This window comes from Staphylococcus sp. HMSC036D05 (assembly GCF_001836225.1).
GTDB classification, from domain to species: Bacteria; Bacillota; Bacilli; order Staphylococcales; family Staphylococcaceae; genus Staphylococcus; species Staphylococcus caprae.
Genome location: NZ_KV827785.1, coordinates 1025 through 27823, shown reverse-complemented (window position 1 = coordinate 27823; position 26799 = coordinate 1025). Strand labels below are relative to the sequence as shown.

The 26799-nt window shown below is 31.6% G+C and carries 25 protein-coding genes; 6 read left to right on the top strand and 19 right to left on the bottom strand.

All coding sequences use genetic code 11. From position 1 onward, the window contains the following. Nucleotides 1-373 precede the first annotated feature (373 nt). The 3 genes from HMPREF2580_RS10815 to HMPREF2580_RS10805 are packed head-to-tail and all read left to right on the top strand — an operon-like array spanning nt 374 to nt 3085. Nucleotides 374-955: an MptD family putative ECF transporter S component gene (locus HMPREF2580_RS10815; RefSeq protein WP_070832944.1), complete on the top strand. Its 582-nt coding sequence runs from the start codon at nt 374-376 to the stop codon at nt 953-955. A 2-nt stretch (nt 956-957) separates the two neighbouring features. Then, a complete protein-coding gene (locus tag HMPREF2580_RS10810; protein WP_070832941.1) occupies nt 958-1662 on the top strand; it encodes an energy-coupling factor transporter transmembrane component T family protein in 705 nt (234 codons plus the stop codon). After that, nucleotides 1655-3085, top strand: coding sequence for an ABC transporter ATP-binding protein (locus HMPREF2580_RS10805; protein ID WP_070832938.1), 1431 nt, complete (start codon nt 1655-1657; stop codon nt 3083-3085). Before HMPREF2580_RS10810 ends, HMPREF2580_RS10805 begins: the two co-directional genes overlap by 8 nt. A 258-nt stretch (nt 3086-3343) precedes the next feature. Here HMPREF2580_RS10805 and HMPREF2580_RS10800 read toward each other — a convergent pair whose 3' ends face one another. From HMPREF2580_RS10800 to HMPREF2580_RS10765, 9 genes are all read right to left on the bottom strand, one after another. Further along, on the bottom strand, nt 3344-4480 hold the full coding sequence (locus HMPREF2580_RS10800; protein WP_070832935.1) for a quinone oxidoreductase family protein: 1137 nt from the start codon (nt 4478-4480) through the stop codon (nt 3344-3346). Between the two features lie 180 nt (nt 4481-4660). Beyond that, nucleotides 4661-5539 carry a T3SS effector HopA1 family protein gene (locus tag HMPREF2580_RS10795; RefSeq protein ID WP_070832932.1) on the bottom strand — a complete coding sequence of 293 codons (879 nt, stop codon included), beginning with the start codon at nt 5537-5539 and terminating at the stop codon, nt 4661-4663. A 16-nt stretch (nt 5540-5555) separates the two neighbouring features. Next, a complete protein-coding gene (locus tag HMPREF2580_RS10790) occupies nt 5556-6518 on the bottom strand; it encodes a phosphotransferase (protein ID WP_256326450.1) in 963 nt (320 codons plus the stop codon). A gap of 190 nt (nt 6519-6708) precedes the next feature. Further along, complete coding sequence (locus HMPREF2580_RS12355; protein WP_002444967.1) at nt 6709-6858, bottom strand: hypothetical protein; 150 nt, start codon at nt 6856-6858, stop codon at nt 6709-6711. A gap of 321 nt (nt 6859-7179) precedes the next feature. Next, on the bottom strand, nt 7180-7818 hold the full coding sequence (locus HMPREF2580_RS10785) for an NAD(P)-dependent oxidoreductase (protein WP_070832929.1): 639 nt from the start codon (nt 7816-7818) through the stop codon (nt 7180-7182). A gap of 146 nt (nt 7819-7964) precedes the next feature. Continuing rightward, nucleotides 7965-8393: an Rrf2 family transcriptional regulator gene (locus HMPREF2580_RS10780; RefSeq protein WP_070832926.1), complete on the bottom strand. Its 429-nt coding sequence runs from the start codon at nt 8391-8393 to the stop codon at nt 7965-7967. Between the two features lie 162 nt (nt 8394-8555). Next, nucleotides 8556-9218: an ABC transporter ATP-binding protein gene (locus tag HMPREF2580_RS10775; RefSeq protein ID WP_070832923.1), complete on the bottom strand. Its 663-nt coding sequence runs from the start codon at nt 9216-9218 to the stop codon at nt 8556-8558. A gap of 12 nt (nt 9219-9230) precedes the next feature. Then, complete coding sequence (locus HMPREF2580_RS10770) at nt 9231-10280, bottom strand: ABC transporter permease (protein ID WP_070832920.1); 1050 nt, start codon at nt 10278-10280, stop codon at nt 9231-9233. Nucleotides 10281-10513: 233 nt separating this feature from the next. Further along, on the bottom strand, nt 10514-11962 hold the full coding sequence (locus HMPREF2580_RS10765; RefSeq protein WP_371106733.1) for a trypsin-like serine peptidase: 1449 nt from the start codon (nt 11960-11962) through the stop codon (nt 10514-10516). Between the two features lie 566 nt (nt 11963-12528). Here HMPREF2580_RS10765 and HMPREF2580_RS10760 point away from each other — a divergent pair. Beyond that, complete coding sequence (locus HMPREF2580_RS10760) at nt 12529-13068, top strand: DUF805 domain-containing protein (RefSeq protein WP_037541775.1); 540 nt, start codon at nt 12529-12531, stop codon at nt 13066-13068. A gap of 177 nt (nt 13069-13245) precedes the next feature. Further along, entirely contained in the window at nt 13246-14226 is a 981-nt protein-coding gene (locus HMPREF2580_RS10755; protein ID WP_070832917.1) for a tRNA dihydrouridine synthase, read from the top strand. Nucleotides 14227-14428: 202 nt separating this feature from the next. On the opposite strand, the gene HMPREF2580_RS10750 is transcribed toward HMPREF2580_RS10755, so the two are convergent. Beyond that, the gene (locus HMPREF2580_RS10750; protein WP_070832914.1) at nt 14429-15169 is read right to left on the bottom strand and encodes an acetoacetate decarboxylase; all 741 of its coding nucleotides are present in this window, start codon (nt 15167-15169) and stop codon (nt 14429-14431) included. Nucleotides 15170-15208: 39 nt separating this feature from the next. After that, nucleotides 15209-16228 carry a ketopantoate reductase family protein gene (locus HMPREF2580_RS10745; RefSeq protein ID WP_070832911.1) on the bottom strand — a complete coding sequence of 340 codons (1020 nt, stop codon included), beginning with the start codon at nt 16226-16228 and terminating at the stop codon, nt 15209-15211. Nucleotides 16229-16413: 185 nt separating this feature from the next. Between HMPREF2580_RS10745 and HMPREF2580_RS10740 the strand changes: the two genes are divergently transcribed. Beyond that, complete coding sequence (locus tag HMPREF2580_RS10740; protein WP_070832908.1) at nt 16414-16908, top strand: isoprenylcysteine carboxyl methyltransferase family protein; 495 nt, start codon at nt 16414-16416, stop codon at nt 16906-16908. 281 nt (nt 16909-17189) lie between these two features. On the opposite strand, the gene nhaC is transcribed toward HMPREF2580_RS10740, so the two are convergent. From nhaC to HMPREF2580_RS12110, 8 genes are all read right to left on the bottom strand, one after another. After that, nucleotides 17190-18596, bottom strand: a complete 1407-nt coding sequence (gene nhaC / locus HMPREF2580_RS10735; RefSeq protein ID WP_070832905.1) for a Na+/H+ antiporter NhaC — start codon at nt 18594-18596, stop codon at nt 17190-17192. Between the two features lie 60 nt (nt 18597-18656). After that, on the bottom strand, nt 18657-20507 hold the full coding sequence (gene tdc, locus HMPREF2580_RS10730) for a tyrosine decarboxylase (RefSeq protein ID WP_070832902.1): 1851 nt from the start codon (nt 20505-20507) through the stop codon (nt 18657-18659). A 525-nt stretch (nt 20508-21032) separates the two neighbouring features. Continuing rightward, nucleotides 21033-21674, bottom strand: a complete 642-nt coding sequence (locus tag HMPREF2580_RS10725; protein WP_070832899.1) for a hypothetical protein — start codon at nt 21672-21674, stop codon at nt 21033-21035. Between the two features lie 56 nt (nt 21675-21730). Then, nucleotides 21731-22435: a hypothetical protein gene (locus HMPREF2580_RS10720; RefSeq protein ID WP_070832896.1), complete on the bottom strand. Its 705-nt coding sequence runs from the start codon at nt 22433-22435 to the stop codon at nt 21731-21733. A 474-nt stretch (nt 22436-22909) separates the two neighbouring features. Continuing rightward, nucleotides 22910-23890, bottom strand: a complete 981-nt coding sequence (gene sph, locus HMPREF2580_RS10715; RefSeq protein ID WP_176747485.1) for a sphingomyelin phosphodiesterase — start codon at nt 23888-23890, stop codon at nt 22910-22912. A gap of 236 nt (nt 23891-24126) precedes the next feature. Continuing rightward, on the bottom strand, nt 24127-25041 hold the full coding sequence (locus HMPREF2580_RS10710) for a DUF5655 domain-containing protein (protein WP_070832890.1): 915 nt from the start codon (nt 25039-25041) through the stop codon (nt 24127-24129). Between the two features lie 436 nt (nt 25042-25477). Next, complete coding sequence (locus tag HMPREF2580_RS10705; protein WP_083321696.1) at nt 25478-26572, bottom strand: restriction endonuclease subunit S; 1095 nt, start codon at nt 26570-26572, stop codon at nt 25478-25480. Beyond that, a partial coding sequence (locus HMPREF2580_RS12110) for an N-6 DNA methylase (RefSeq protein WP_141756899.1) occupies nt 26565-26799 on the bottom strand: 235 nt, incomplete at its 5' end. The genes HMPREF2580_RS10705 and HMPREF2580_RS12110, both read right to left, overlap by 8 nt.

The window sequence follows — 26799 nt, the reverse complement described above, 5'->3', positions numbered from 1 at the left end:
TAACTTGTAATTATTTTTAGAACCTTACACTGCATAGTACTTTGAAATATCGATTTTATTACTTTTTATAAATTGCAAAAAATCATTAAATATAAATATAAGTTTTAAAATAAACTCTATATGTATTTTTTTATTACAAAATGTAATTGAAAATGATTATCGATTGATGTAATGTAAATGTATACTTAATTTGTATTTGTGTCAAATCGCATAAAAATTACAATAATATAATTAATACTATGATATTTCATTTTATATTAGTAAATTTAATTAAATCATATGCTATCTATATACTTTTTAGGTGCCTAAAACTCTTAAAATTTGAAAAGCTTACACATTAATAATTGAAAAACATTAATTAGGAGTGATTTTGATGAGAAAGTTAAAGTTTATGCAATTGGCTGATTTTATAACCGTGGGTGTTTATACCGCCATTTATTTTTGCGTGATTTTTGCAACAAGCATGATAGGCGTGGTGCCTATTCTATATATTTTTTTATCTATTATCGTAGCTCTCATTGGGGGGATTCCATTTATTTTATTTTTATCTAAAGTAAAACGTTTCGGGATGATTACTTTGATGTCAATAATTATAGGAGTGATTACTTCATTAACAGGTTATTCATTTTTACTTTTATTGTTTGCTATTGTTTTTGGTTTAATTTCAGATTTGCTTTTTAATACGCTTAAGGTATCAAAAATCTCTTATATTTTAACCTATACAATCTATAATTTTTGGATGATGGGGTACTATTATCCGTTATTTATAAATAGTGAAAAATTTTTTGAATATACACGCCAAACTAACGGGTACGAATACGCATCTCAATTAAAAAACTTCTTCCCTTCTTGGGCTTTTATAGCAATTATTGTTAGCACTGCTATTGCAGCTATTATTGGAGGAATAATAGGAATCAAAATGCTTCAAAAACATTTTAATAAAGCTGGTATTTAAAGATGCATTTAAATACTCTCGCCAAGTTATTGATATTGTTACTATTTAATACTTTAGTTTTATACATTACGCCAATTGGAGTATATTTTTATATTTATATTTTATTGTGGTGCTTACCCTTATTACTTTTTTTCTTAAATGGTTATCTCAAGATTTCATTACATTATTTGATTATTTTAATCATACTAAATGGATTACAAATTCTATTGGTTCCTCATTTAACTGGTACACTCTTTTTTGTTGTGCTTGGAATAATTTCAGTTAGTATACGAATTATGCCTGGTTTCTTAATGTTTTATTTTTTTATAAAAAGTACTAAAACCAATCAATTTATTACCACAATGCAAGATTTACGTATACCTAAAGGGATTATCCTTTCATTTTCTGTAATGTTTCGCTTCATTCCAACTATTAAAGAAGAGTACCGATTAATTCAATATAATCTGAAATTACGCAATTTAACCGGAATAAATATTTTAATTCACCCTTTTAAATCTATAGAATATCGCATCATACCACTAATCGTATGTGTAGCTAATATTGGTAAAGATTTAACTGTAGCAGGGCTTATTCGCGGTCTCTCATCACCAAATAAGACTAGTCAATTATGTAAAGAAAAATGGGCTTGGTCAGACTATAGTTTTGTTATATTGTTAGTTATTCTCTGGTTTATTTGTATCGTAGGTAAAGGAGTTACTCATGCTTGAAATAAATAACTTATCATACCGTTACCCAAACAGTTGTACTTTTGCATTATCAAATATCAATTTACATATTAATAAAGGTGAAGTGATTGTTTTATGTGGTAAATCAGGAAGTGGTAAGTCTACGCTACTTCAAACTATAAATGGAATAATCCCCCTTTTTAAAGAAGGTGAACTAACTGGAGATATTTATATATCAAATCAAAATACCAAAAATTTAAATTTCTATGATTTTACTAAATTAACAGGTACAGTTTTTCAAAATCCTAAAACACAGTTTTTTAATGTTGATTCAGATAGTGAACTTGTCTTTACTTTGGCTAACTTAGGTTACTCAAAACAATATATTTTTAGTCAAAGAGATAAGATATTAAACCAATTCAAAGCTAAACATTTACTCAATCAAAACTTATTCCATCTTTCAGGTGGCCAGAAACAACTAGTCTCAGCGTTAAGTGTAGCTATTCATCAACCTCCCATCATTCTATTGGATGAACCTTCCTCAAATCTTGATGTCCAAACAATAGATAAATTAAAACAAATGATTAACTACTGGAAGACCATAGGTACAACTGTTATTGTAGCGGAACATCGTTTGTACTATTTGATGCAAAATGCCGACAGATTCGTCTACATGGATAATGGGAGAGTACTTCAAGAATATACACAACAGTCATTTATATCTTTAGATACAAAATCTTATCAGACGTTAAATTTAAGACAACGGTCAACGCCACAGTTAAGACCTATTAAAAAGCGCTCAAATAACTCGAATGGATTTATTACTGGAAACTATACATTTAATACGAAAGATTTTTCGCTTAATGTACCTAAACTTCACCTTATTTCACCCGCAATTTATGGGGTTATTGGTCCTAATGGTGCTGGTAAATCAACTTGGATCAAACATTTAATTGGTCTTGTTAATCTGAAAAAAGCACAATTTACCATTGATGGACAACAATATAAAAGAAGAAAATGTATAAAAATGAGCACTCTAGTCATGCAAGATGTTAACCATCAATTATTTACAGAATCAGTATCTCAAGAAATGTCTCTTTCAATGAAGCACTTTAACCTCGAAAAACTCAATCAATATCTTGATATTGTTAATTTAAATAATTATAAAAATAGACACCCCATGTCATTATCGGGTGGTGAAAAACAGAGATTAGCAATAGCAACTTCATTAGCTAGTAATAAACAGGTATTTATATTTGATGAACCTACAAGTGGGCTTGATTTAGAAAACATGTTGCGTGTTGCCCAAATGTTAATAGATTTACGCGAGCAAGGTAAACAAGTCTTCCTTATAACACATGACATAGAATTACTAAATGCGTGTGCTGATGAAATTATTTCATTAGAAAACGGATCTCTCAAAGGAATATACACTTTGGATAATAATTTAACTAATTTAAAATGAGCAGTTTAAGTAAGTTTGCATTGTAAAAATTTGAGCGGAACAGAAACATAATTTAACAAAATTATTTTCTTTGTCCCTCACCCAACTTTCAATTTAATTTATTTTGAATATTATTAATATGTTTATATAGTATAAGAACCACATAGTCATCTTTTTGTATAACTACGTGGTTCCTCAATTATTTTTTCACTCTTAAGTTGTTTCATCATTTTAATAATCATTTCTAAAGGCAATCTCTCGATACCGTAATAAAGGGCATTAATTAACCACTTTAGACTCTTCCTCATATAGCATTATCGCTTTGCCTAAACGGCCTCTCGTGTTATAGGTACGGTTAACAAACTCACTGCCTTCTTCAATAGAATAGCTTCTATCGATGGGTACGATAAATTTATTTTCATCATAGTCTGATATGGCGTTTTCCAAATCTTCCCACGTTCCAATGCAGTTACCGATTAATGACAGATTATTAAGCATCACTTTTAACATTATATTTTTAAGATGATTAGGGGTATTTTCATCTTCATATTCGAAAAAATCGGGATGCTGATTCTTATAACCGCATGTGATGTAACGTCCTCCTGTTTCCATTTGATTGACTGCTTTTTCTAAATGCAAATCAAAATAAGGATCAAATACAACATCAAATTTGCCTAAACCCTCTTCTTCCCACTTATGCACATTTCTATCTATGTGACACAATTTAGCTGGCTTAATGAGTTCTTGTTCTTCGGGCGTCCATTCAGATGTGCTTAATACGGTCGTATCTATTCCCATTCTGGTTAGGTTGTTAATAATGAACATAGACGTATTAGAGCGGCCGCTTAGTACTAGCGCGCGTTCATTGGGTTTGAGATTTACACGTCTTACCATGCTTGTTGATGTTTGACCACCTATTGAAAAGCCTGCTGCCACAGCGTTATCCATATGATCAGGTATTTTAATAAGCTTTGACTTATGTAACCTGAGCCATCCTCTTGAAGCTTCATTTGTTACTGCTCCAGGTGCCACACCAGGAAAAGGAGGATCCGGATACGCACAATTGGGTATCACACGTTGTCCAATTTCAAATTGTTCTACTGAAGACCCTTTAGCAACAATGGTCCCTACAAAGTCTGAACCAAAATAAGCAAATGGCGGAGCTTGAAAGTTCACGTCTTCTTGCATGTTTAATGCAGCTTTTAAAATAATAGCTTTATCTCTGTAATTACAAGAAAACGCATCAACTTTTACTAACACGAAATGTTCGTTCTCTAGCTCATATTCTTTGAAACTTGGTCGTTCTAGTTCAATCAAACCACAATGAATGGGTGTTCCTGCAATATTTACATCAGACAACATGGTTACATCATTTTCTGATACTAAATTTGTATTAATTAAAGCCAATACTTTCATAAGTTGAATCACTCCTGTCAATATAAGTCATAATTTGGTTAGAGCATTGTTCAATATGAAACACACGCTTTTTAAAATAAGTCCATTTGCATGCGCTTCATCTGCCTCAAGCACCGAAGATTTACACATAAATGAATGAAACAATTTATGATAAGCGAATCGCTCATCCCACATTTAAGTTCACTGCACGGCATTTTTAGATAAATCTTTAATATCTATCTGATTCGCAATCAACCTTTGCTTCAATAACAATGGGAAGGCTACACCTGTATTAAAGTAATCCTGAATGGCGTCTGCTATGGCACTACAACGATGTTCACCAAAGCTTTGTTGGATACCATTGATTTGAATAGGTTCCTCAGCTGTGTAAAGGTTATATCTTAATTGGCTAGCAAGTTGAGAACCTTTTTGAATCTTTAAAGGAGAGTTTTCAATATGTTCAATTAATACTTTTTCAACTTTTTCTTTATCTTCACTACTGTAAAAAACAAGTGCATCATTTCTTGGATAACTATCAGAAGATGACAAAACTTTAGCGGAAAAGCTTACATTCTTTTCAACCAACTCATTGACACATTGACTCCATAGCTCTATCGCATATTGGGGCGTGTGTGCATATATATAATGACGTGTAACCTTATTCATATGTAAACCATTGTTTGTATGTACAAACATGAAAAATCCAGGAGTCAAATTAGGTCTAGAACAAGGTATGACAAGGCTATTATCTTCATTTACTTCTTCATTGATTCGAAGTCCTTGAATGACATGATAAGTGTGACCGTTGAAACTCTGAGTGCTCGTCTCTACTCTGATCCCTGGGTCTTTAATACGACTTACTATTTTTTGGTTCAAATCATTAAATATTTTTGTTGTTTGTTTGACTTGATTATTTAAATTTCCAGTATGTAGCATTGAATATAGCCACTGTTTCAACTTACTTTTTTGATTTTCAAGCACGTCATCATATGTTTCATTATCTATTTTAACTCTGTTCAAATCCGTTTCTAATTCTATTTTCAGCGCTAAATCTTCTAACGTATTTACTTTTTCTGACATAGTAAGGCCTCCTATTTTATTCAAATAGCTCTATTAGATTTTCTGGAAACACTATGATTTCTCTGCCTATTCCGAGTATTGCTTTATCTATGGCAGTTAAACGAAATGAAAATTTAGCTCTACTCATGATTCTTTCTACGAGAAACCACCCTATATTTTTAGAAAGATGTATTATATTAATCGCTTTTTTAGATACATAGGTTTGATAAGCTAATTGAATTAACGGTCGCATTTCCTCAATATAATTGACACCTCGTTCTATAAATTGATCTTCTATCTCTTTGGCATTTGAAGTGTCTTGAGTCGTTTCGGTAAAAGTCTTTAATAAACAATCAAAATAGATTGAACCTATCAAACCAGCTAAATCTCTAGTTGGGTCACCTTTGCGTAATTCTTCAAAATCTATAATCCAAAGCTCATCATCCGAATATATAAACTGATCCAACCGTATATCACCATGACAAATACAAACGTCATTATCATGAGATTCCTTCATTATCGTTTCCATAAATTGTAAATCTTGTTGCAATAGACGAAATAATTCTAATTCTGCACCTGTACAACCGGCATATTCATATTTATTTAGTGCATTAAATAACGATTCGCGTTGGGGTAATTGATCTTCTGAATCTATATTCAAATCAGTAATATCAGCTAAATGTAATGTCACTACCATATCTGCAGCTTCTGCAATTATATTTTTAAAATTTGGAGACGGCTGTTCTAATTCATCTTCTAATGATGTAGCATTCTCAATCCATTGATATTTTAGTGATAAATCATTCTCTTCATAGCCAATCAACTTAGGAGAATTCAATCGAATATCGTTTGTGCGTAAGTTCTCCCATTTCAAGCAATTATGATACCTTCTGAGCGCATCACTTTTAGGACCTTTAATTACTTTATGTAAATATTGCTTTGTTCCATCTTCTTCAAGACTAATGATATTACGACCTTCTTTAACTTTTAGCATCGACATCTTCATGCTCCTTTCATGTAAGGCTCGATCATTTATTTTAAAATGGGTATGGTATGATTGTTTTTATGTAATCATTGATACTATTATGAGACTCCAATATCTCATGTAGTCATTTCTTTTTTCATATTTAAAAGTTACTACCCTATAATCTTGATAATTTAAATTACAATATTATTGATCATGAACTGCGTTATGCGGCACTCCAAGTAACTGTGTAAGACACGGAAGCTGAGATGGATGATGTGCGGCCATCACCTAAATCTCTTTCTTCTAATGCGCTTCGTTGAATATGATTTGATGTTGTGTAGCGACTATATCCGTTGAATAAAATATTTTCCATATATAATTCCTCCTGATGTTATAGGGTAGCAACCGCTTTCATTATAATTCCAAAAAAGAGTAAATTCAATTTTTATATGTAAATTTACATTAAATTTATTAATATGTTCATATTTAAAATATGAAATTTGTCACTAGTATAAAGAAAATATTAATGTTTTATAAAAATTAAGTATACACGTTGGCTAATTTCGAAATATTGAACTCAACACACGAACTTATTTTAAAAACAAAAAAGCCACAAAATGAGTTAGAATTAACATCATTCTGTGACTTAGTATTGTATAAAGTTAGTTACACATGTCTTTATATATTAAATTGATTATTCTTGTTCTCCAACAACTGTGAATCGTTCGTTAACGTGGTCTGCATTTTCAGCTTCATCAACAATTGCAATCGCATAGTCTGCATAGCTGATATAACTGTTACCTTGGCTATTAACTAGTAATAGATCTTTACCTGATGTATACGTGCCTGTACGTTGACCTTCTGGATCAAACTCTGCTGACGGACTTACAAATGTCCAAGTGATTCCTTCTGTGTCTTTAAGTTCTTGAAGATTACGGCCTTGGCCTGCAGCTGTTGGTTTAAACATATCTGGGAATTCTGGTGTATCAATTAAACGTGTCGTTTGTGCATCATCTACGAATAGACTACCAGCACCACCGACAATAATCGCTCTAGTATCTACGTCTTTTAATAGGTTAATTAAAGCGTGACCCGCTTCAACATGTACATCTTCTTCGCCTAGTGGTGCACCGAATGCATTTACGACTACATCAAGATCTTTAATATCATCAACTGTGAGATGGAAGATGTCTTTCTCTATCACTTTCACATCTTGATTATCTAATTTAGCTGCATTTCTAACGATGGCAGTTACTTCATGACCACGTTGTGTTGCTTCTTGTAATACTTTATTTCCTACTTTACCTGTTGCTCCAATAATACCGATTTTCATGCTTAATTCCTCCACTTTTTTCTTTTTTAGAGTGATTGTTATGATTCTATTTGAAGGGTCTCTTCGATTCTAACTTAGTTTCCACCTATATCTGTGCGCTCTACATGTAACTTAATTAGTTACATGTTGGGTATAACGGATTGATTTTATCCGTTTTGTTGTACAATGCCTGACACAATATCATCCATAGTGACATTGGCTAACACCGCTTCCATCGCATCTTGTGCTCGAAGTAAAACTATTTCTAGTACACTTTGAATATTCGCACCTACAACACAATTGATATTCGTATCCTCATGCATTTGGAAGAGTTCGCCCTCTTCGACGACCTCTACTGCTCTATAGACATCAAGTAATGTAATGTCTGTGAGTGGTTTCAATAATTGAATTCCACCGCTCCCTTGATGTGTTTCAAGGAAACCTGCTTGTTTTAGTTTACTAATCAATCTTCTGATTACTACTGAATTTGTGTTTACACTGCCCGCAATGTACGCGGAAGTGAGTGTTTGATTACGCTCGATGTGAACTAGAGATAATATGTGAACAGCCACAGTAAATCGACTACTTATTTTCAAATATCTCACCTCATGTAACTATTATAGTTACAAGTTAGTTATAAAGTCAATTTAGAAGTTTACAACTGCTTATTTTTAAGAAAAAACGATAATTTCTACATTAGTATCGTTAGAAATTACCGTTTTACCTAAATCAAAATTAATTTATGTTACGCGATTGAATCACTTTTCTTTTAAGTAACCATCTTGCATATGATATGTCTTATCGCAAAATTGTGTTAACCGTTCATCGTGTGTCACGATAATACAGGTTTTATGACGTTGCTTAGACTGTTCTTTTAAAATTTCCATCACTGCCATTGCATTATCAGTATCCAATGAAGCTGTCGGTTCATCGGCTAATATAATAGAAGGTTTCGTATAAATTGCCTTAGCAATTGCGACACGTTGCTTTTGACCTCCTGATACTTCAGAAGGTAGTTTATTCTCAATTTCTTTCAAACCTAAATCGTTTAATAATTTATCGAATTCTTCAGTACTTAACACGTCTTTTTTATATTTTTTCAATAAATGAAATTGTTGCTTTATAGTTAGAAAAGGTACTAAGTTCGTGGATTGTAAAATAAAGCCAATTTCTTGCATTCTCATTCTAGCTAGTTGCTTCTGACTCAATTGTGAAATTCTATTATCATTAATGTGTATTTCTCCGTGTGTTGGCGTCTGTAGTGCTCCAGCCATTGTTAGGAAAGTACTTTTCCCAGAACCTGAAGGTCCTACAATAGCTACTAATTCGCCTTTATCAAAGGTTAAAGATGTCGATTTAACCGCTTCAATCATTTGATTTCCGTCTTTAAATTCTTTCGATACTTTATCAAATTTCAACATTGTCGCACCTCCTTATTCTATTGCTTTAAGTGGGTCAATCTTTCTAATAGATGCCACTGAGAATAAACTGCCAACGAGAGAAGTCAGTATCAAGACTATTCCAAACAGAATCAGCGTCATCATATTAAATTGTACCGGCACTGCCTCAGGTAAAATTAAACTTGTGAGTAATGTAAGTACTAAACCTATCAAAGTACCAATCAGTGCAAGGATAAATGTTTGTGCTAAAACCATCTTCATCAAGAAACCATTGGTAAATCCTTGCGCTTTCAATACGCCAAATAAGTTCTTCTTCTGCAATGTAATGACATACAAGAAGACGCCAATCACTGTTGCTGAAATCACAAATAAGAATGTAATCATAAAGTTCATTGTTAAATTTTGTGGTTTGTATCCAGGGAGGTCTTCAATAAATTTATTTATACCTATGACTTCAAGGTCGTTATTCACTTTTTTATCTTTCCAATGGTTATCTCGTACAACCACTGCATTTGTTTTATCGGATGTTAGAGCCGGATTAATTTTCTGTATTGTTTTATTATTAGTGAAAATGACTGGCGAAGCATTATATTTAGCGCTTTCTGAGACACCTACGATATGTAACTTTTCATCAGACTGAGATAATTTAATCTCATCTCCTACTTTAAAGCCTTTATCCTTAAGTGTCTGATCAATCACAACCTCATTATCTTTAGTGAACTTTTTGCCTTTAGTGATTTTCGGAATTAGAAATGAATCTGATTTAACACCAAAGAGTAATGCATTCTCTTCATGACTACCATTGGAGGCGATCACGCCCATCTGCTTCAATGATGACGTCTCTTTAAACTGATCTCCTACTTTAGACGTCTTGAAAATAGATTGTTGAACAGTTTGATTCGCATCTTTATTTAAAACAATGGCATCCGCCTTCCACTTCTTAATTCCTTCTGTGTTCATATTGATTAAGCCATTAGCTAAGCCCGAAAGTAAAAATAATAAATAACTAATGAGAACTAAAATACCAATGATTAGGCCGAACTTAAGCTTATTGCGTTTAATCTCATTCCATGCAAGAAACATATAGTACCTCCTTCGTTTATACCGTTACCCTAGTATAGCAATGATTAAGTTACAGGATATAATAAATACACTTATATGAACTTATAGGCTAAATATGAAAAAAGCTAAGCAACACAACGTTGCCTAGCCGAGTTCTAATTTAAAGTTTATACTCCTTTGAAGGTCCAAACTTAAATTACTTCATATTTTCAATTCGTGCGCAATCAATTTTCGTACTATACCATCAATCAACCCTATAAAATATTATCGATTATTTCTTTACGTAACTTCCCTCTGATTTCTGCCATAGTGTTTAAATGATATGTCTTGTAATCTCCTGAATCTACTCTGAACGCATGTACACCGACAATTTCATTTTTACTATTTAAGACTGCCCCACCAGACGAACCAGGTTCAGCCATCATTTGATAGTAACCAATAGGATTGACATTGCGTGCTGTCATCGAATATTTACCTTTGGAATGGTACATTGTGCCAGCTGGATCGTTTTTATATTTTCCGCTCGGCGTACCATAGTGATACATATGGATAGGCGTGTTGGCTTTCATTGATTTAATGGTAGTTTCTGAAGCGATTTTACGTATTTTCATATATTTTGATATGTCTTCATATGTGTAAACTAAAGCAACATCACCATATTGCAGCATTTGAACGCCGAATACTTCAAGCGAACGCCCAACTTTAGAACCTTCCTGTAACAAGCTAATTCTCATATTCTGTGGCTGTGAAGGTGTTAAAGGTTTATGTGCACGTTGATCATTGACTACATGATTAGCAGTTAAAATCGTATGTCTACCAATTGCTGTCCCCGTACCGTAAGTTAATTGTTTGGCTGTTGGATTCCAATTAAATACCATCCCGATATTAGCGTCCTTCGCCTTAGTATGTTCAATTGAAACACCTTTATTGCCAGACTTCTTCATGATTTTTAAAGCGTCATCAAGGCCTGATTCTTTCGTCGTTTGCCCGAAATCACGCACGTTGTCACCACCTGGTACATTGGATGGCCAACGTTTAGGTGGCTTATTGTAGTAATTCTTTTGAGGTTGTGAATGCGTGGTTTTAGTCGCAGTTCTTATTGAAGGTTTAACGCTCGGTTTTACAGGTTTAGCTTTTGTGACTTTTGATTTTGAAGTTTTAGACGTTGTGACTTTTGATTTTGTCGCTGTCTTTGAAGTTCGTGATGTCTTGGATTTTGAGACTTTTGAAGATGACGAAATCTTTCTCGTCTTTGTTGCTTGCGATAACCATTGTGGATGTTTATGTACTGGATGCACGACCTTCGTTTTCTTTTGAGATTTAACAGTGGCTGGTGTCACTTTGTGATGAACTATTGCGTGCTTAACTATTGTTCGATGCTGAGGTTTCGCAGTTTGTCTTGAAAATAACGTCCCCTTACGATTGACAATACGATATTTCTGACTATTATTTGGTACCACATGATTCGAAGATGAGTGTGTGTGTTTTACATATTGTGTTGAAGTTGGTTTAGTCTTTGGCGTACGATACTTACTATTCTGAGTGACTTGTGTCGGTTGAATATTACTTTTAGTTTTAGCTACATGATGATTGTGTTGAATACCTACTTGTTGTTTTGGCGTCCCTTTCGCCTTTACAATATTCTCTTTAGTTGTGGCACCCGCTTCATTGATTTGAAATAACGCAGATAAACCAATGATCATCAACAATGCAACAATGATACGAGTGAATCTTCCCAATATATCCCCTTTATTCACTATGTATTTCCCCACTTTCTTAAAACATAGGTATAATTTTTATATGTATTTTCACTATAATGTATAAATGAGTTTGACACAATATAAACAACACGATATTAATAAAGTTTTTTACAGTTTAAAATCAAGTTGGAAGTTATTATGAAGGAGCGTTTTATCATTAATCATATTTATAATCAATGACATTTTATAAGCGTTCATTAATAGCTAGTATAAAAATTAATTCATAAATAAAACCAAAAAAAATGTAGTGGATAAAACTATAAAAATTGTATAAAATGAGCTTACTGAAATTCAAACTATTATAGTAAAGGGGATAAACAATGAAAAAAGCTATTAATATTCTATTAATTGCAATTCTATAATTAGTATTTATTGGACTAGTATTATTTGTAGTAAGTTTTGCAAGAGATACGCTATTTAATACTGATACAAATGCTCATAGTTCTAACAAGAATCAAGTTAGCAATAAAAAAGAGAACTGATAAATAAAATGAAAAGAGATGAATAAAATGTATTGTTCTAATTGTGGTACTAAAATAGAAGGAGATTCTAGATTTTGTTCTAATTGTGGACATAACATAGAAAAGTTAAACTCGAATTCTAATCAAGATTTTCAAACTAACAATCAACATAGTAAGAAAAATCCTTTCGAACTTTTCATAGATGGTTGGAAACATATTTTTAATTACAAAGGGATAACATCACGTAGAGGGTTTTGGTGGTTCTACTTATTCAATGCTTTAACAGGCGTCTTAGTTTTTCTCTTCTTATACCTGTTATCAGCTCAAGACAGTTTTATAGATCAACTTGCATTAACGATTTTTTATTTACCTCTAACATCAATTGGTGCAAGAAGAATGCGTGACACCAATCAGTCAATCTATTGGGCAATTATACCTATAGGTTTACAATGGTTCTTTCAACCGTTCCTAGTTGGTGATTACGTAAGTAGTTTTGGCAATTTAATCGCTTTTCCATTTGCAATTGTATTTATAGTCCTAGCTTGTCAACGTACTAAATATAGTGGTAATAGAGAAAGAATTAACTAGTCTTTAGATAAATTTTATGTAAATTATCTTAAATATTACATCTTTTAGACTACTGGAAGACCTCCCGCTTTCATGGTTATAACTGGAAAATTCCTTTTGTATAAGTTCATCTTTTGTGGTAATATCATCATGCGTAAAAATTCGAGATACTTATAATGAAGAAGGTTTAAATATATTATGAAAGAAAATTTTTGGAGTGAATTACCACGTCCATTTTTCATTTTGGCTCCTATGGAAGACGTGACAGATATCGTCTTTCGTCATGTTGTGAGCGAAGCAGCTAGACCGGATGTGTTTTTCACTGAATTTACAAATACTGAGAGTTATTGTCACCCTGAAGGTATACACAGTGTACGTGGGCGCTTAACATTTAGTGAAGATGAACAACCTATGGTCGCTCATATATGGGGAGACAAGCCAGAGCAATTCCGAGAAATGAGTATTGGCTTAGCAGATATGGGCTTTAAAGGCATTGATCTAAATATGGGTTGCCCTGTAGCGAATGTTGCGAAAAAAGGTAAAGGTTCAGGCTTAATTCTTCGTCCTGAAAGAGCAGCTGAAATTATTCAAGCAACTAAAGAAGGCGGTTTACCAGTAAGTGTTAAAACACGCCTTGGTTACTATGATATAGACGAGTGGAAAGATTGGTTGAAACATGTCTTCGAACAAGACATCGCAAACTTATCTATCCATCTACGCAGTCGTAAAGAGATGAGTAAAGTAGATGCTCACTGGGAATTAATCGAAGCAATCAAGAACTTGCGAGACGAGATTGCACCAGATACGTTATTAACAATTAATGGTGATATTCCAGATAGACAAACAGGTATGGAACTTGCAACTCAATATGGCATTGATGGTGTCATGATTGGTAGAGGCATTTTCCACAATCCTTTTGCTTTTGAAAAGGAACCACGCGAACATACAAGCAAAGAGTTATTAGACTTGTTTAGATTACACTTAACATTGTTTGAAAAGCATTCTACTGAAGAAACTCAACAATTCAAAGCTTTACGCAGATTCTTTAAAATCTATGTCCGCGGTATTAAAGGCGCGAGCCAACTACGACATCAATTGATGAGCACCGAAACTGTAGACGAAGCACGTGCATTACTTGATGAATTTGAAGCAAGAATGGACGGTAGTGGAGAGTCTTAACAATCGCCATTGCAAGTTAAGAAGCAAATGACTATCACTTATAACTGTAAACTTAATCGCACAAATATCCCCTGTTAATCACTCGGTTAACAGGGGTGTTTTATTGTATAAAAAATAAGCTCTAAAAGTTGTGCGTGTTATTCCAACTTTTAGAGCTTGTATATATTTACCTTATATAAGAAGCTTTTAATACTACATTAGATTATTCGTCTTTTAAATAATCATAGATGGGTTCGGGTTGTCCTAAAGATAAATCCGCAATGATATGTTGTGCATCAACAATTTTTCTAACTGGGAAGTCAGCTAGTGGTGCCATCACATGTTCGAATAATTGTAATCTAGCTGGACTTCTGTAAGCACGTTTTAATTGAATATCTGTAATTTGGCTACGTGTTAATTCATTTTTAATTAAAGTCGTATCATAATCTCTGAATTGCTTTAACATAAATTGCGGTTGCGTAATCGCATCAATTGCTTCTTGATCTTCCATTTTATAATAATCGTATCCCATCGTCGCTTGAGCTACTCGTAGAGAACGATAATCTAAAGTTCCTACAATGACATCGTTGTCTACATAAAGATTAGGTTCACCCGATTTTTTTGGAAAAGCAGAAATTTCTCGTCCTGATGCGATAGCTGCTTGGTTATCTACATACATTGATAGATAAAATTCGCCCTGTTCACCGTTATATTCAACAGGAATAACTTGACCTGCTTCCATATAACTACCTAGACCTGTAGCATCAGGCATGCTGATAATTTCAAATTTGATTTTATTATCAATGACTTTTAAGGGTTCTGGAACAACCTTTTCTAAAGCTTCTTTATCAGTTTCATATACAATATTTAAATATTCGCGGTCTCTGAAATATATTTCAGTGAGTGGGTAAATAGGTGAGTTCACTGGTGTTGAAGCAACGTTTTGAACGTCTTCTTTTTTCATTGTTTAAATGCTCCTTTAAATGAATCAATCATTCCAATTTTATTCTACAACTGATTTAAATTTTTCTATACTTTCATTGAAATCAGGTACTGTTTTTTGATTTTGGGCATCTGAAACAATCTCTACAATTAAATCGTTAACTGGTGTGTTAACGTTATTTTCTTTGCCTAATTTTGTAACGATACCGTTAATATAATCGATTTCTGTTGGGCGTTGTTTTTGTAAATCTTGAAGCATGCTTGCTTCTAATGATCTAGAGTGTTTAATCATTTCTCTCATTTCATCAATTTGTTTTTCAACATTTGTAATTTCTTCAAAATATTTATAATCTAGTACGCTTAAACTTACAAATTCAATTCCTGCACTTTTACCAACGTTAATTACTTCATTAATTGCATAGAGTGCTGCTTTAGCGCCTGTATCATTATCTACAACGTCACCATATGTTCCTCCAGTAGCTGCAGACATACCACTAAAGGCACTATTTATAATTAATTTAGCCCATTTAGTACCTGGTAAATTTTCAGATATACTAATACCACCAATAGGAGAAAGTGCTTTTTGGATATTTTGTATACGTTCAGTGATTTCTCCGTTTAATTCACCAATTTGAATCGCATTTTCTTTGAAAGATTCAAATTCAGTAGTAAGTTTGGATTTACCTGGGCCTTCGAACGTTGCACCGAATTCAACTGATCCAGCTACAATTTGTTCTTTTGGAATTGTTTGTTGAATAAATTCCTCTGGTACACCATTTTGTAGTGAAACTAACACGCCCTCCTCTTTAAGAATTTCCTTTACTGTTGGCAATACATCTTTATTAAAGACTTGTTTAGTTAAAAGTAGAACGATATCGTATTTATCGTTGATTTGACTAGGTGTAAGAGCTTTTACATTCTGTGAATAATCTACCTTGCCTACGATATGTGCACCGTTATTATTTAATTCATTGACATGTGCTTCATTCACATCGATTAAATCAACGTCTGGGTTTGATTCAGATAAGAACGCACCCATAATTGTTCCAAGAGATCCTGCTCCGTAAATAGCTATTTTCATAATCAATCTGCCTCCTTTATAATTCTTTCTACCACATTTTTCAAAATTAAATCTTATAAATTTATATTCCTTTTACTGCACACGTTTACTAAAATTAATAAATAGTTAATAGTATTTCATGCTTTTCCTCTATAAAATACTTTATGTTATCAAAGTTTATACATATAACAAAAACGGAGGACATCATGATTTTAACTATATTATTTATCTTTTTCTGTATACGACTCATCAGCTTAAAAATATCCATCAACCATTCCCAACAATTAAAAGCAGACGGTGCAGTTGAATATGGCGCTAACAATTCAAAATTTCTAGCAATCACTCATGTATTCATCTATGTTTGTGCAGGCGTAGAAGCATTGATGAATAAAGATTCTTTTAGCTTAGTCAACGGCATTGGCTTAATGATATTAATATTTGCATATATTATGTTATTTATAGTCATTAGAACATTGGGTGGAATTTGGACATTGAAATTATTTATTTTGCCAAATCATCCTATTATTAAATCTGGATTATATAAAGTGACGAAGCATCCAAATTACTTCTTAAATATCGTTCCAGAGTTAATCGGCGTGTTGTTGTTAACACACGCTACGTATACAACGATATTATTAATTCCATATGCATATTTCTTATACGTGCGTATTAAACAAGAAGAGAAATTAATGAAGATATAAAAGGAAAAGCCTGTCATCACGATATAGATGATGAAACGTCTTTGAAGTGTGACGTGCTCATTTATCCGTGACAACAGGCTTTTTATAATGTGGTGCAATAAATTAGTTAGGTATGAACTTTCAGTGAAATGTGTGCAGTTGTGGAGAGTTCCATCATAATGACGAGGTCAATTTAACCATGTCGGCTGTCTTACTTCAGACAACCCTCATACTTACCCTTCTATCAGATTACCTTCAATATGTATTGGTCTTCTATTTAATGTGTTTTTTACACCTAAATGTTATTCTTGTGAAGTCATCTTATTTTTTGATATTTTATTTTTCAATGTAAATCCTAAAATAATGGTTATTATGGGACATAGTAGTGGGAAAAATGCATAAGGTAAATAGTCTAAGGCACTTACTTTAAGCGCTCCCATTATAAAAGTACCACTTACTCCCCAAGGAATTAATGCGTTGACAGCTACACCTGCATCAGCAAGTGTTCTTGTTAAATGTTTTTTATTTAATCCCAGCCAATCAAATGAATTTCTAAATGTTTCTCCTGGAAGAATGACAGATAAATACTGTTCTCCCACAAGTACATTTACCATTATTGAACTTATCGCTGTAAGACTTACTAATTTAAATGGCGCATTTACAAAATTTTTAATTTTTATTATCAATGTAGATATTATTTTAAATTTAATCAACAATCCGCCTAGTCCTAAAGCTAAAATAATTAAGCACGCAGAACTCAACATACTAGATATACCACCTCTAGACAAAAGAACATCAATGTTTTTACTTCCAGTATGTGATACATATCCTGTCATTATTACTTTTCCGATATTTTGAAAGCTTAAATGAGGATTATTAATTAATGATAAGATAATGGCTACTACTGATCCAACTAATAATGTTGGAATTGCCGGCACTTTTTTCCAAGCAAACAATAAAAGAAATATTACTGGTACTAAAGTAATTGGGGAAATCCAAAATCCTTCGTTTAATGTGCTTATCATAGATTTAACACCACTTAAATCAGAAGAAATATTTGGCGCACCTAACAAAATATAACCTATACTAGATAATAACAATGCCGGTATAGCTGTCCACTTAACATTTAAAATATGCTCAAATAAATCCACTTTCCCAACACCTGCCGCTAAATTAGTTGTGTCGGACAATGGTGAAATATTATTTCCTAAAAATGCACCAGATACTATTGCCCCAGCAGTCATAGCATTATCAAATCCTAAAATATGCCCAATACCTAAAAATGCTATACCCATAGTAGAAATTGTAGTAAAAGAACTACCCACTGTAACTCCTACAATACTACACACAATAAAAACAGTGAGTAAAAAATATCTTATAGAAATTATTTTAAATCCATAGACCATTATTGTTGGAATTGTACCTGACATTATCCATGTTGCTACTAAAACTCCTATTAATAAAAATATTATTATTGGTATGATACCAGAACTTATTCCTGAAACAATTCCATCTTGTATTTCATCCCAAGTAAATCCTTTAAATTTTCCATAGAATATTAAAATCATAAACACTAATAAAATAGGTACATGGGGAGGTAATTTTTCTATTATTATAAGGTATCCTAATATTATTAATAAGGATATTAATATAATAAAACTTTCTACAAAAGATACTTCTTTCTTCTTTTTAATTTCTTGGCCATTCATTATGTACACTTCCTTTTAAGATAAATACTATATAATCATCTTAAAAATACGCATTTATTTTCATAGATTTCTTAATTTATCTTGCATTGCAGCTTGTATTTTCGGTACATATTTTTCAAAGTTTTCTTGTTCATTCATATAAGGAGTAAGTACAGCAGCTCTTAATATTGTTACTTTGCCAGCTCTATACCATTCTTCTTCAGAAAATCCTAAATCTTCCACAAATTTGAGTGGGCTATTTCCATAATCAGAAATAGCAAAATCAGTATGAGACGTGATAAATTCATTATTGTAAATATTTTCAGCTACATATGATGCTTGTTCATAAAAAGCATGGTTTAATTTATTCATTTCTACTAAATCATTATTACCTTTTTCTTTAAACACATAATCTACCATATTGAAATCAGGGCGTACTAGTGAATGAACTTCAATTTCTTTATCACCGACTTTAAATGATTGTTGATTTAAGAAATCATAAAATCTTAAAGCGCCTTCTATAGAAGCACCTATTAATTTTCCGTAACCAGAAATATTTAATGGTAATACATGATGTGCAGCCCAGACAGCTACAGCTGTTGCTCCTGCTTTAGATCCTTCTAAGATATATGCACCCAATAGTGCAGGAACTTCTGCTCCTTTTTCAAATACATAAGTAGCAAAATATGAAATTACTTCTCTCATTCTAATATCTTTAATTACAATGCCACCTGCAGAATAGGGAATATAGCCCATTTTATGAGGGTCGATAGTAACAGATTCAGTTAATTCTATAGCTTTATAGGCGTCATAAACCTCTTTAGTTATAAATTTTTTATTTTCTGTAAATACACCATATTCTTTATGAACTTCTTCTAAATTTTCATATGGAATAAATTCATTGTCTTCATTTAAGAAAATAGATCTACCATAACCACCGTAAGCAGCATCTACATGAATATAATAATAAATACCTTCCATCATTAATTTTTCTCTAAGATTAACAATTTTATCTATACCGTCAATCGCTCCTTCTTCCGTTGATCCAACTACTCCGACTACGCCTAGTATTGGGATGTCATCTGAAGCTAATTGTCTTACAATTTTTTCTAATTCATCTATATCCATTCTATATGAATCATCAACTGGAACAGATACTACTTGATCTAAGCCAATGCCAATAATATCTGCTGATTTTAACCATGAATAATGCTTAGTTCGGGGAACCAACCATTTACCTAATTTTTGTAAATTTCTTCCACTTCTTGCTGAATTATTTTTTATATCATCGAATTTTTCTCCTGCTTTTTCAGTTAAGTCTACAATTTCTTTTGTTGGCATATTTAGTAATTCCCATTCAGATTTTCCTTCTACTAATTCAGGAGCTACTTCTTTCATAGCTAAAGGAAGAGATTTGATATTACGTGCATACCATAATCCTTCTAGGTTTGCTAAAGAACCATCAGCAACAATATGTCCCCATCCATTTTTATAACTCATTAAATCAGCGAATTCATATCCCACTTCTTCTTCCATTTGAGAAGTAGCTGGAGAAGATTCATAAGCAACATTATTTCCATTCCACAACATGGCAAAATTATAGGCTAAAATAGACGGCATTAAAGTTTCTGTATTCATATGTCCCCAATATCGTCCAGCAGTGTGCCATGGAACTGAATGTGTTCTCATCCGTGCAGAAATTTCATTCATTACTTCATTCATATGATTTACCGTTTTTATGTATTTTTCTGAATTTTTTTCTTGAGGTGTAATCACTGGTCGATCTTGAGGCATGTAATTTTGTCGCCAACCAAGATGTTCATCAACCATATTAATTAGTATTTCTTTATATAGCTGGCCATTTTCGGCTTTGTCTCCTATAAATAATGCATGTAAATTTAAATCATTTTTCTCTAAGTTTTTTTTATTCATAAATAATACCTCCTAGTATTTTATCCCGTTCAAGCACCCTCCTAATGTGTGATTTTTTATCAGAAAATCTACGGACATTTTATGAACGTTTTACAAATAAAAAAATCTCAATAATATGCACTTTAAATTAGTGATTTTACACTAAATTGATTTATAAAAAATAAGGCAACTTCACATAATTTAAAAAAATTACTAAATTAAGAAATTGCCTTACAAAAAAACTATAACATGAGCAAATATATACCACAAATTAAAAAGTTTTTTCAGAATTTTTATATAAATGTTAATAAATTATTTTACTATTAACACAATTTTAATAATTGAATAGTTTTGATTTTTAAAACCTAAAAATATGGACTGATGAGAACTTTTAAATTCTCACCAGTCCAATTTAGTATAGAGCCTATATAATCGCTTTCTCAGTTCAATTGTCTACTAAAATTAACAATATTACTCATTTTAGCTCATATGTTTTTTCAATTTATACATTATAATTTATTGATTTTCCGACTGATTAGAGGTCGTTTATTTCGTTTTTGTATGCTTTGTAGCCACAATTTTAATAATAATCATGGCTATGCCTAATAAGGATGCTAATATGTAAGATGCACCGCCTAATTCTTTTATAAATATGCTTCCCTCTATATAACCAGAACCGCCTTCATCAGTATATATCTTTGTATTGGTATCTAACATTATATCAATAGCATAGACTGTAGTTCCTGCCATGATAATCACCCACGGAATTGTCTTCAGAAATCCCCAATATTTGTTTCGTTTGAAAAAAGGTAAAAAAATCATAAAATATGGAAATAGAATAAATATCATTGCAAGTCCAACGGTAAATATAATAATCCAGAAGAATCCCGTTGCAAGTAAGTAATAACTTATAACTTGAATAACGCCTAAAGTCACTAAAATAAAGAACAATAAACTTAATAGATATTTTAATGGCCCATCCAATTTAGTAGCTATTTTATCGTATGTATCTAATTTTTCTGTTTTACGATAAATGAGTAAACTAAATACTTTAATCATTACAAAATAAAGAACAGCAATAATCGTAAATATCAATATATCTTTTCCAAAAACTTCAAACACCCAATCTACAATACCCATCCGATTATAGGTCGATGTTTCCGAAGCGTAATCCCCCAAAATTAACATAATTATCTCTCCTTAATATAAAATATTTCATTATTTTAGCGTCTTATTTAATCGAATTATTGCTTGTCTAACGTTTGATATGTAATGCAAGCTTGTATATATAATGCCAACCATACCTCGTCAGGATATTTACTATTATTATTTACTTTAATCTGATTTTGTTCCCCACGTTTATTTGTTTTTTTACTTTTTTTATAATCTAGCGCTGTACGTTCGGCTGATAAAATAATGTTACTATGTTCATCTTTAATCACCGTAGAATGAAATCGATCTGGATTCTCAAAACGATAACTTTCCTTAGCTTTATTGACAAAACTATACGGGAATAAACGGTTGAACCCGCCTTCTTTAATCATTTTATCTTTTTTGAAAGTGCCTATCTCTTCTCCATTTAAAAGCACTCGATACAAAGCAAAATTAGTGATACCTTCCACACGTTCTATAATAACTGAGTAATCATCAGACCTAACTTGCGTGCCATGTAATGGTTTCAAACCAAATATACTTCTCATCTTTTGACTACTATCTTTATAATATGGAATATGACATAACCTTTTTTTACCATAAATTGGAATATACTGATTATCTAAAATCATACTCGGCGCTTGATAAAAATATTTCCCATTACCATATCCACTATGGTCAATATGGTCTAACTTATCCTCACTGAAAGTTTGTTGAGATTTCTTTCTAATCCCATTAATAATCAAATAACCTATACCTAAAATGACAATTAAAGTAATTAAACTTGTGATTTCCATACTGAACTCCTTCAATTTTGACTTTATAAATAATTAATCACATCCTTATCATACAATTTTTTGTTTTTTAAAGTGATATAAACAAATAAATTTAATATTTATGTAAAATTAATAAATAGTATCGTCTTTTTCTTTTCTTGATATTAAAACCAATAACATAAGGTAAGAATTACCGGATAGTTACCGCAGTCTACCTTCTCTAAAATATTAATCTTTTGATAAATAAATACGACAAAAACATACTAAAATTAGCTTTGTTTGATGATGCGGTGCTTTAATAACTATTGAATCTAATTTTACTTTTAAACCAAAATGTACAAATTCTTTAAATTTAATTAGAGTTTTTAAGGACTGATAAGTTAGGATTTAGTAAAAAAACAAGGAGCTATATGAGAAATCAATTTGAATTTTGATTTCCATATAGCTCCCATTTTAAGTATTGAGAATTAAAAATTTAACGCCCATATAATAATATTAATTTGATGCATATGCAGAAAGTGGATAATGGTCTGAATAGTCGTTATATTTGTAAGTCTTGCCCCATGATTTCACAGACCATTCTGGCGCCTTTGCTTTGTGTACATAATTATGCCATGAGCTTGGTTGTGCATGGTCTCGATCTAGTAAAATATAGTCTAAATGTTGCGGTTCTAATTTAGGATAATTATATTTTGCAATGCTGTTGCTTTGAGTATCCCAACTATAGGGATTACCCTCAAATTGTGTAGGCAATGAAACGTTCAAGTTATCAGGCATTTGCTGATATTCATCTGAACCTTTAATGACATTTAAATCACCGCCGATATATACGGGTTCATTTTTAGGAATATGTTTATCTTTGATAAATTGTTTGATTTCATTCATTTGACTCTGTCTAATGCTTTGGTCTTTTCCTTTCATGCACGTTGGATCTTCGGCTTGAAGGTGCGTTCCGATAATATGATGGTATTTACCGTTTTTATTAATTTTAATGTAAGCAAAGCCTTTATTGCTTAGCTTGTCAGCACCACAACCATCTTTGTAAATATGTTGTTCTTGTTGGACGATAGGCCATTTGCTCACGATGCCAACTCCACCGCTTACTTGTTTTACTTTTCTATAGGAACCAGATGTTTTCTGCCAACCTTCTGTACCTTTACCAACAATAGGCGTTTGATAAGGATATTGTGATTTTAAATTTGTTAAAAGTCGATGGGATGCTTTTTTATCAAATAATTCATTAAAAATTACGACGTCTTGACCTTGTATATAATCAGCTTTTGAAATTAAATCAGCGCGTTGAGATTGTCCCCAATTGGGATATATGGCTGTAGGCAAGAAATAAACGTTATGTGTTGTGATGTTAAGGCTGTCTTCAGGATTGCGTTCTTTAGCATATGTAATTGACGAAAATACTAATAATAAACTGCTTAATACGAAAATCGTAGTTATTATACATTTGCGTGACCAGTTCAAATACCTCATTATTACACCTCATTTCATTTGATGAAATGATTGTAACAAATGAAATTGTGCTATTTTCGAAAATTACTATATCTAAATAAAATTTTAATAAAAAATTAAAATAATAAGGATTCTGTTAGAAAATTGAGTGTTATTTCAACAAAAAAGAATGTGTGGTTTAATATTGAATACTGCTAAAATCATAAAGTCGAAATTATAATTTTATATTAGGATTATTCTTACTTATATTAATTATTTTCATAACTTTCGTCTATGAATTTTTTTGCCTTTTCAAGATCTTCTTTGCTACGAATTTCTAAAGATAAGTTCCCAGTACCATAGTGTCCAATTTTAGACACGTCTCTAGTAAACCTTTCTTCCACCACAACATTACTCATATCTACTTTGACGTAAAGTAAAAGTCTTTGTTGATTAGGAAGAATTTCAACACAAGCAAAGTTTTTTATTCTCTTGAATGCTAAATAGAATTTTAATTCTTTAAATTGTACGTCTTCTCCCATGCTCATAAGATACTCATATAACTCATAGTATAAATTAGTTACATTTTCATCAGATAAACTCAATTGTTTAGATAAATACGTATCTTTTTCATTATCTTCGTATGTATTATCAACTGTTTTTTCCTTACTTTTAAATGTAAAAGTAGCATTGACTAAATCAAGCATTAAAAATTTATTTTCAAAATATTTATACCGATAAAGTTCTATATTTCGATTAATTTGTTTTACGGCATGCTCATCATACCTAGTAAATCCCCCAGCAATACAAAGTAATCTTGGAGAAGACCAATCTATTTTATCTGAAAACTCCCTACCTAACTTTTTCATTACTATGAGTTCGAATTCAGCTTTATGATCAAGTAACCAATCTAAATAAAATAACCCTTGATTAATAACATTTTCATTAGTTGTACGTTTGTATTCGATAATAACAGGAGAATAATTTTCATCAATAGCAAGTGTATCTATTCTTCCAGCATGATTTTTTCCTGTTGTATATTCTGTTGCCAAAAAGTTAATACCTAACAACTTTTCAGCATTATTTTCTATAATTTGTTGTAATGACTTTTCTATAGCGAGCGATTCTCCACGTAATTCGTGAGTGTTCCCTTCATCGATACTAAAAAGTTTTATGTCTCCCAAAATAATTCAACTCCATTTGTCTATTCTAACTATATTAACTAACTTAACTATTATTCGATACTTAATTGTAATCTATTTTTGACCAAAAATGTTACCTTGAAATTCTCATAAAAATTCACCCTCTATTGTAAGGTATATTAATTTCCTTTTATCATTTATTAACTTACTTGGAATTATATAAAAATATAAGTCATTTTTTATATTTGAAATTTATAAAAAGTGGGCATGAGAAATTTTTCTCTCATACCCATTTTTTACTAATATCTTACTTTTTTAACTTTCAATTTGTTTACATCTTAACTTAAATAAACATCTTCTGAAGTAATCCTTGTTTTCGTTCTTTTAATAATGCTATTCTAATTTTTTGGGTTTCTAACAAACGATTAATTTTATAAAATAATTTTCCTATTTTTTGTTGCTCTTTTATTGTAGGAGTCTATATTTTGATTTCTTCCATCTGCTTTCTTGAAACTTCTGTAAACGTTGAACCTGCTCCTACTCTTTCAGCACATCTCTTTAATAGACTTGTCATAGAGTATATAAAATAAGAATCTAATAAATTTTCTTTAGGTACAATAGATTGAAAACCTTGATTAGTTGTTGATTCTTTAGAAAGTATTGCTGTTTTTCCTATTCCAGCTCTAGATGTAAATAGAACAGTGCCAATTGGTAAAAGTTTGGCTGAGCTTTTTCGTAGTCCTTTTTCAGTTATCATCTTTTGACTTTCGTTAACAAAATCTTTATCTCCTATTTCAACTGGTGAAAACCAATTTATATTACCATCCCAATAAGTATCATCTTTTGTACTAGGTGTTCCTCCACCAATAATTTCGGCTATATCTTTTAATTTCTTTATACTCCATTCTGGATATTCATTGCCATTTTCATCTTTAAATCTTAACTCTTGTGAGAAAATCTTTTGCATATAACCTTTCTTCTGTTGTTCTAAAAGTTCAAGCTTCTCTTCTTCTAACTCAATCTGACGGTCGAGTTTGCTAAATAAATTGCCGATTTTTTCTTGTTCTTCAATAAATGGAAGGCGTATTTTGACTTTTTTTAATGAATCTTGATTAATGTTTGTATTTGCACTAGTGCTAGAAAAAGAGATTATTTGCTTTCTAACAGAAGTAGTATGAAAAGCAACTTTTTTAAAATTGATAGCTAAATTAGTATTTCTGAAACGAATTAAAAATCCACTATACACTGTATCTTTCAAATCATTTTCTATCACTTTTGTAAGACCAACACCACTCGGTTTAACTGAAGAACGAATAAATAAAGTATCACCTTTTAGGAGATTATATTCTTTTCTTTCTTTAATAGTAGAATCAATAAGACTCAAATCTTTGAGTTGTATTTTTTTTCCATTAAAAACATCATTTAAATTAACAAATGGAAAGCCACAGCCAAAGCTATCTTTATCTTTATTTATTCCATTTTTGAAATTTCCAATCTCTTTTAAAGAGTATAATTTCCACTCGTCTTTAAATTCTGAAAATCTCAATTCTGGAGTATTTTGATGATCAGTCATTGTTCAACACTCCTAGTTCTTTGAGGTATTCGTTGATTTCTGATTCTACGTTGGCGATGTCTTTATCAATATCTTTAAGTTGTTGTTGAACTTGTTCTAAGTCAATCGGTTCTTCTTCTTCGAAGGTGTCTACGTATCTTGGAATATTGAGGTTATAATCATTCTCTTTAATTTCATCTAAAGTAGCGACATAACTGTATTTATCTATCGTTTCTCTTTGACTGTAT

Coding starts and splice junctions, on each gene's coding strand:
- HMPREF2580_RS10815 (WP_070832944.1), top strand. CDS start 374: ATGAGAAAGTTAAAGTTTATGCAATTGGCTGATTTTATAACCGTGGGT.
- HMPREF2580_RS10810 (WP_070832941.1), top strand. CDS start 958: ATGCATTTAAATACTCTCGCCAAGTTATTGATATTGTTACTATTTAAT.
- HMPREF2580_RS10805 (WP_070832938.1), top strand. CDS start 1,655: ATGCTTGAAATAAATAACTTATCATACCGTTACCCAAACAGTTGTACT.
- HMPREF2580_RS10800 (WP_070832935.1), bottom strand. CDS start 4,480: ATGAAAGTATTGGCTTTAATTAATACAAATTTAGTATCAGAAAATGAT.
- HMPREF2580_RS10795 (WP_070832932.1), bottom strand. CDS start 5,539: ATGTCAGAAAAAGTAAATACGTTAGAAGATTTAGCGCTGAAAATAGAA.
- HMPREF2580_RS10790 (WP_256326450.1), bottom strand. CDS start 6,518: ATGTCGATGCTAAAAGTTAAAGAAGGTCGTAATATCATTAGTCTTGAA.
- HMPREF2580_RS12355 (WP_002444967.1), bottom strand. CDS start 6,858: ATGGAAAATATTTTATTCAACGGATATAGTCGCTACACAACATCAAAT.
- HMPREF2580_RS10785 (WP_070832929.1), bottom strand. CDS start 7,818: ATGAAAATCGGTATTATTGGAGCAACAGGTAAAGTAGGAAATAAAGTA.
- HMPREF2580_RS10775 (WP_070832923.1), bottom strand. CDS start 9,218: ATGTTGAAATTTGATAAAGTATCGAAAGAATTTAAAGACGGAAATCAA.
- HMPREF2580_RS10770 (WP_070832920.1), bottom strand. CDS start 10,280: ATGTTTCTTGCATGGAATGAGATTAAACGCAATAAGCTTAAGTTCGGC.
- HMPREF2580_RS10765 (WP_371106733.1), bottom strand. CDS start 11,962: ATGATCATTGGTTTATCTGCGTTATTTCAAATCAATGAAGCGGGTGCC.
- HMPREF2580_RS10760 (WP_037541775.1), top strand. CDS start 12,529: ATGTATTGTTCTAATTGTGGTACTAAAATAGAAGGAGATTCTAGATTT.
- HMPREF2580_RS10755 (WP_070832917.1), top strand. CDS start 13,246: ATGAAAGAAAATTTTTGGAGTGAATTACCACGTCCATTTTTCATTTTG.
- HMPREF2580_RS10750 (WP_070832914.1), bottom strand. CDS start 15,169: ATGAAAAAAGAAGACGTTCAAAACGTTGCTTCAACACCAGTGAACTCA.
- HMPREF2580_RS10745 (WP_070832911.1), bottom strand. CDS start 16,228: ATGAAAATAGCTATTTACGGAGCAGGATCTCTTGGAACAATTATGGGT.
- HMPREF2580_RS10740 (WP_070832908.1), top strand. CDS start 16,414: ATGATTTTAACTATATTATTTATCTTTTTCTGTATACGACTCATCAGC.
- nhaC (WP_070832905.1), bottom strand. CDS start 18,596: ATGAATGGCCAAGAAATTAAAAAGAAGAAAGAAGTATCTTTTGTAGAA.
- tdc (WP_070832902.1), bottom strand. CDS start 20,507: ATGAATAAAAAAAACTTAGAGAAAAATGATTTAAATTTACATGCATTA.
- HMPREF2580_RS10725 (WP_070832899.1), bottom strand. CDS start 21,674: ATGTTAATTTTGGGGGATTACGCTTCGGAAACATCGACCTATAATCGG.
- HMPREF2580_RS10720 (WP_070832896.1), bottom strand. CDS start 22,435: ATGGAAATCACAAGTTTAATTACTTTAATTGTCATTTTAGGTATAGGT.
- HMPREF2580_RS10705 (WP_083321696.1), bottom strand. CDS start 26,572: ATGACTGATCATCAAAATACTCCAGAATTGAGATTTTCAGAATTTAAA.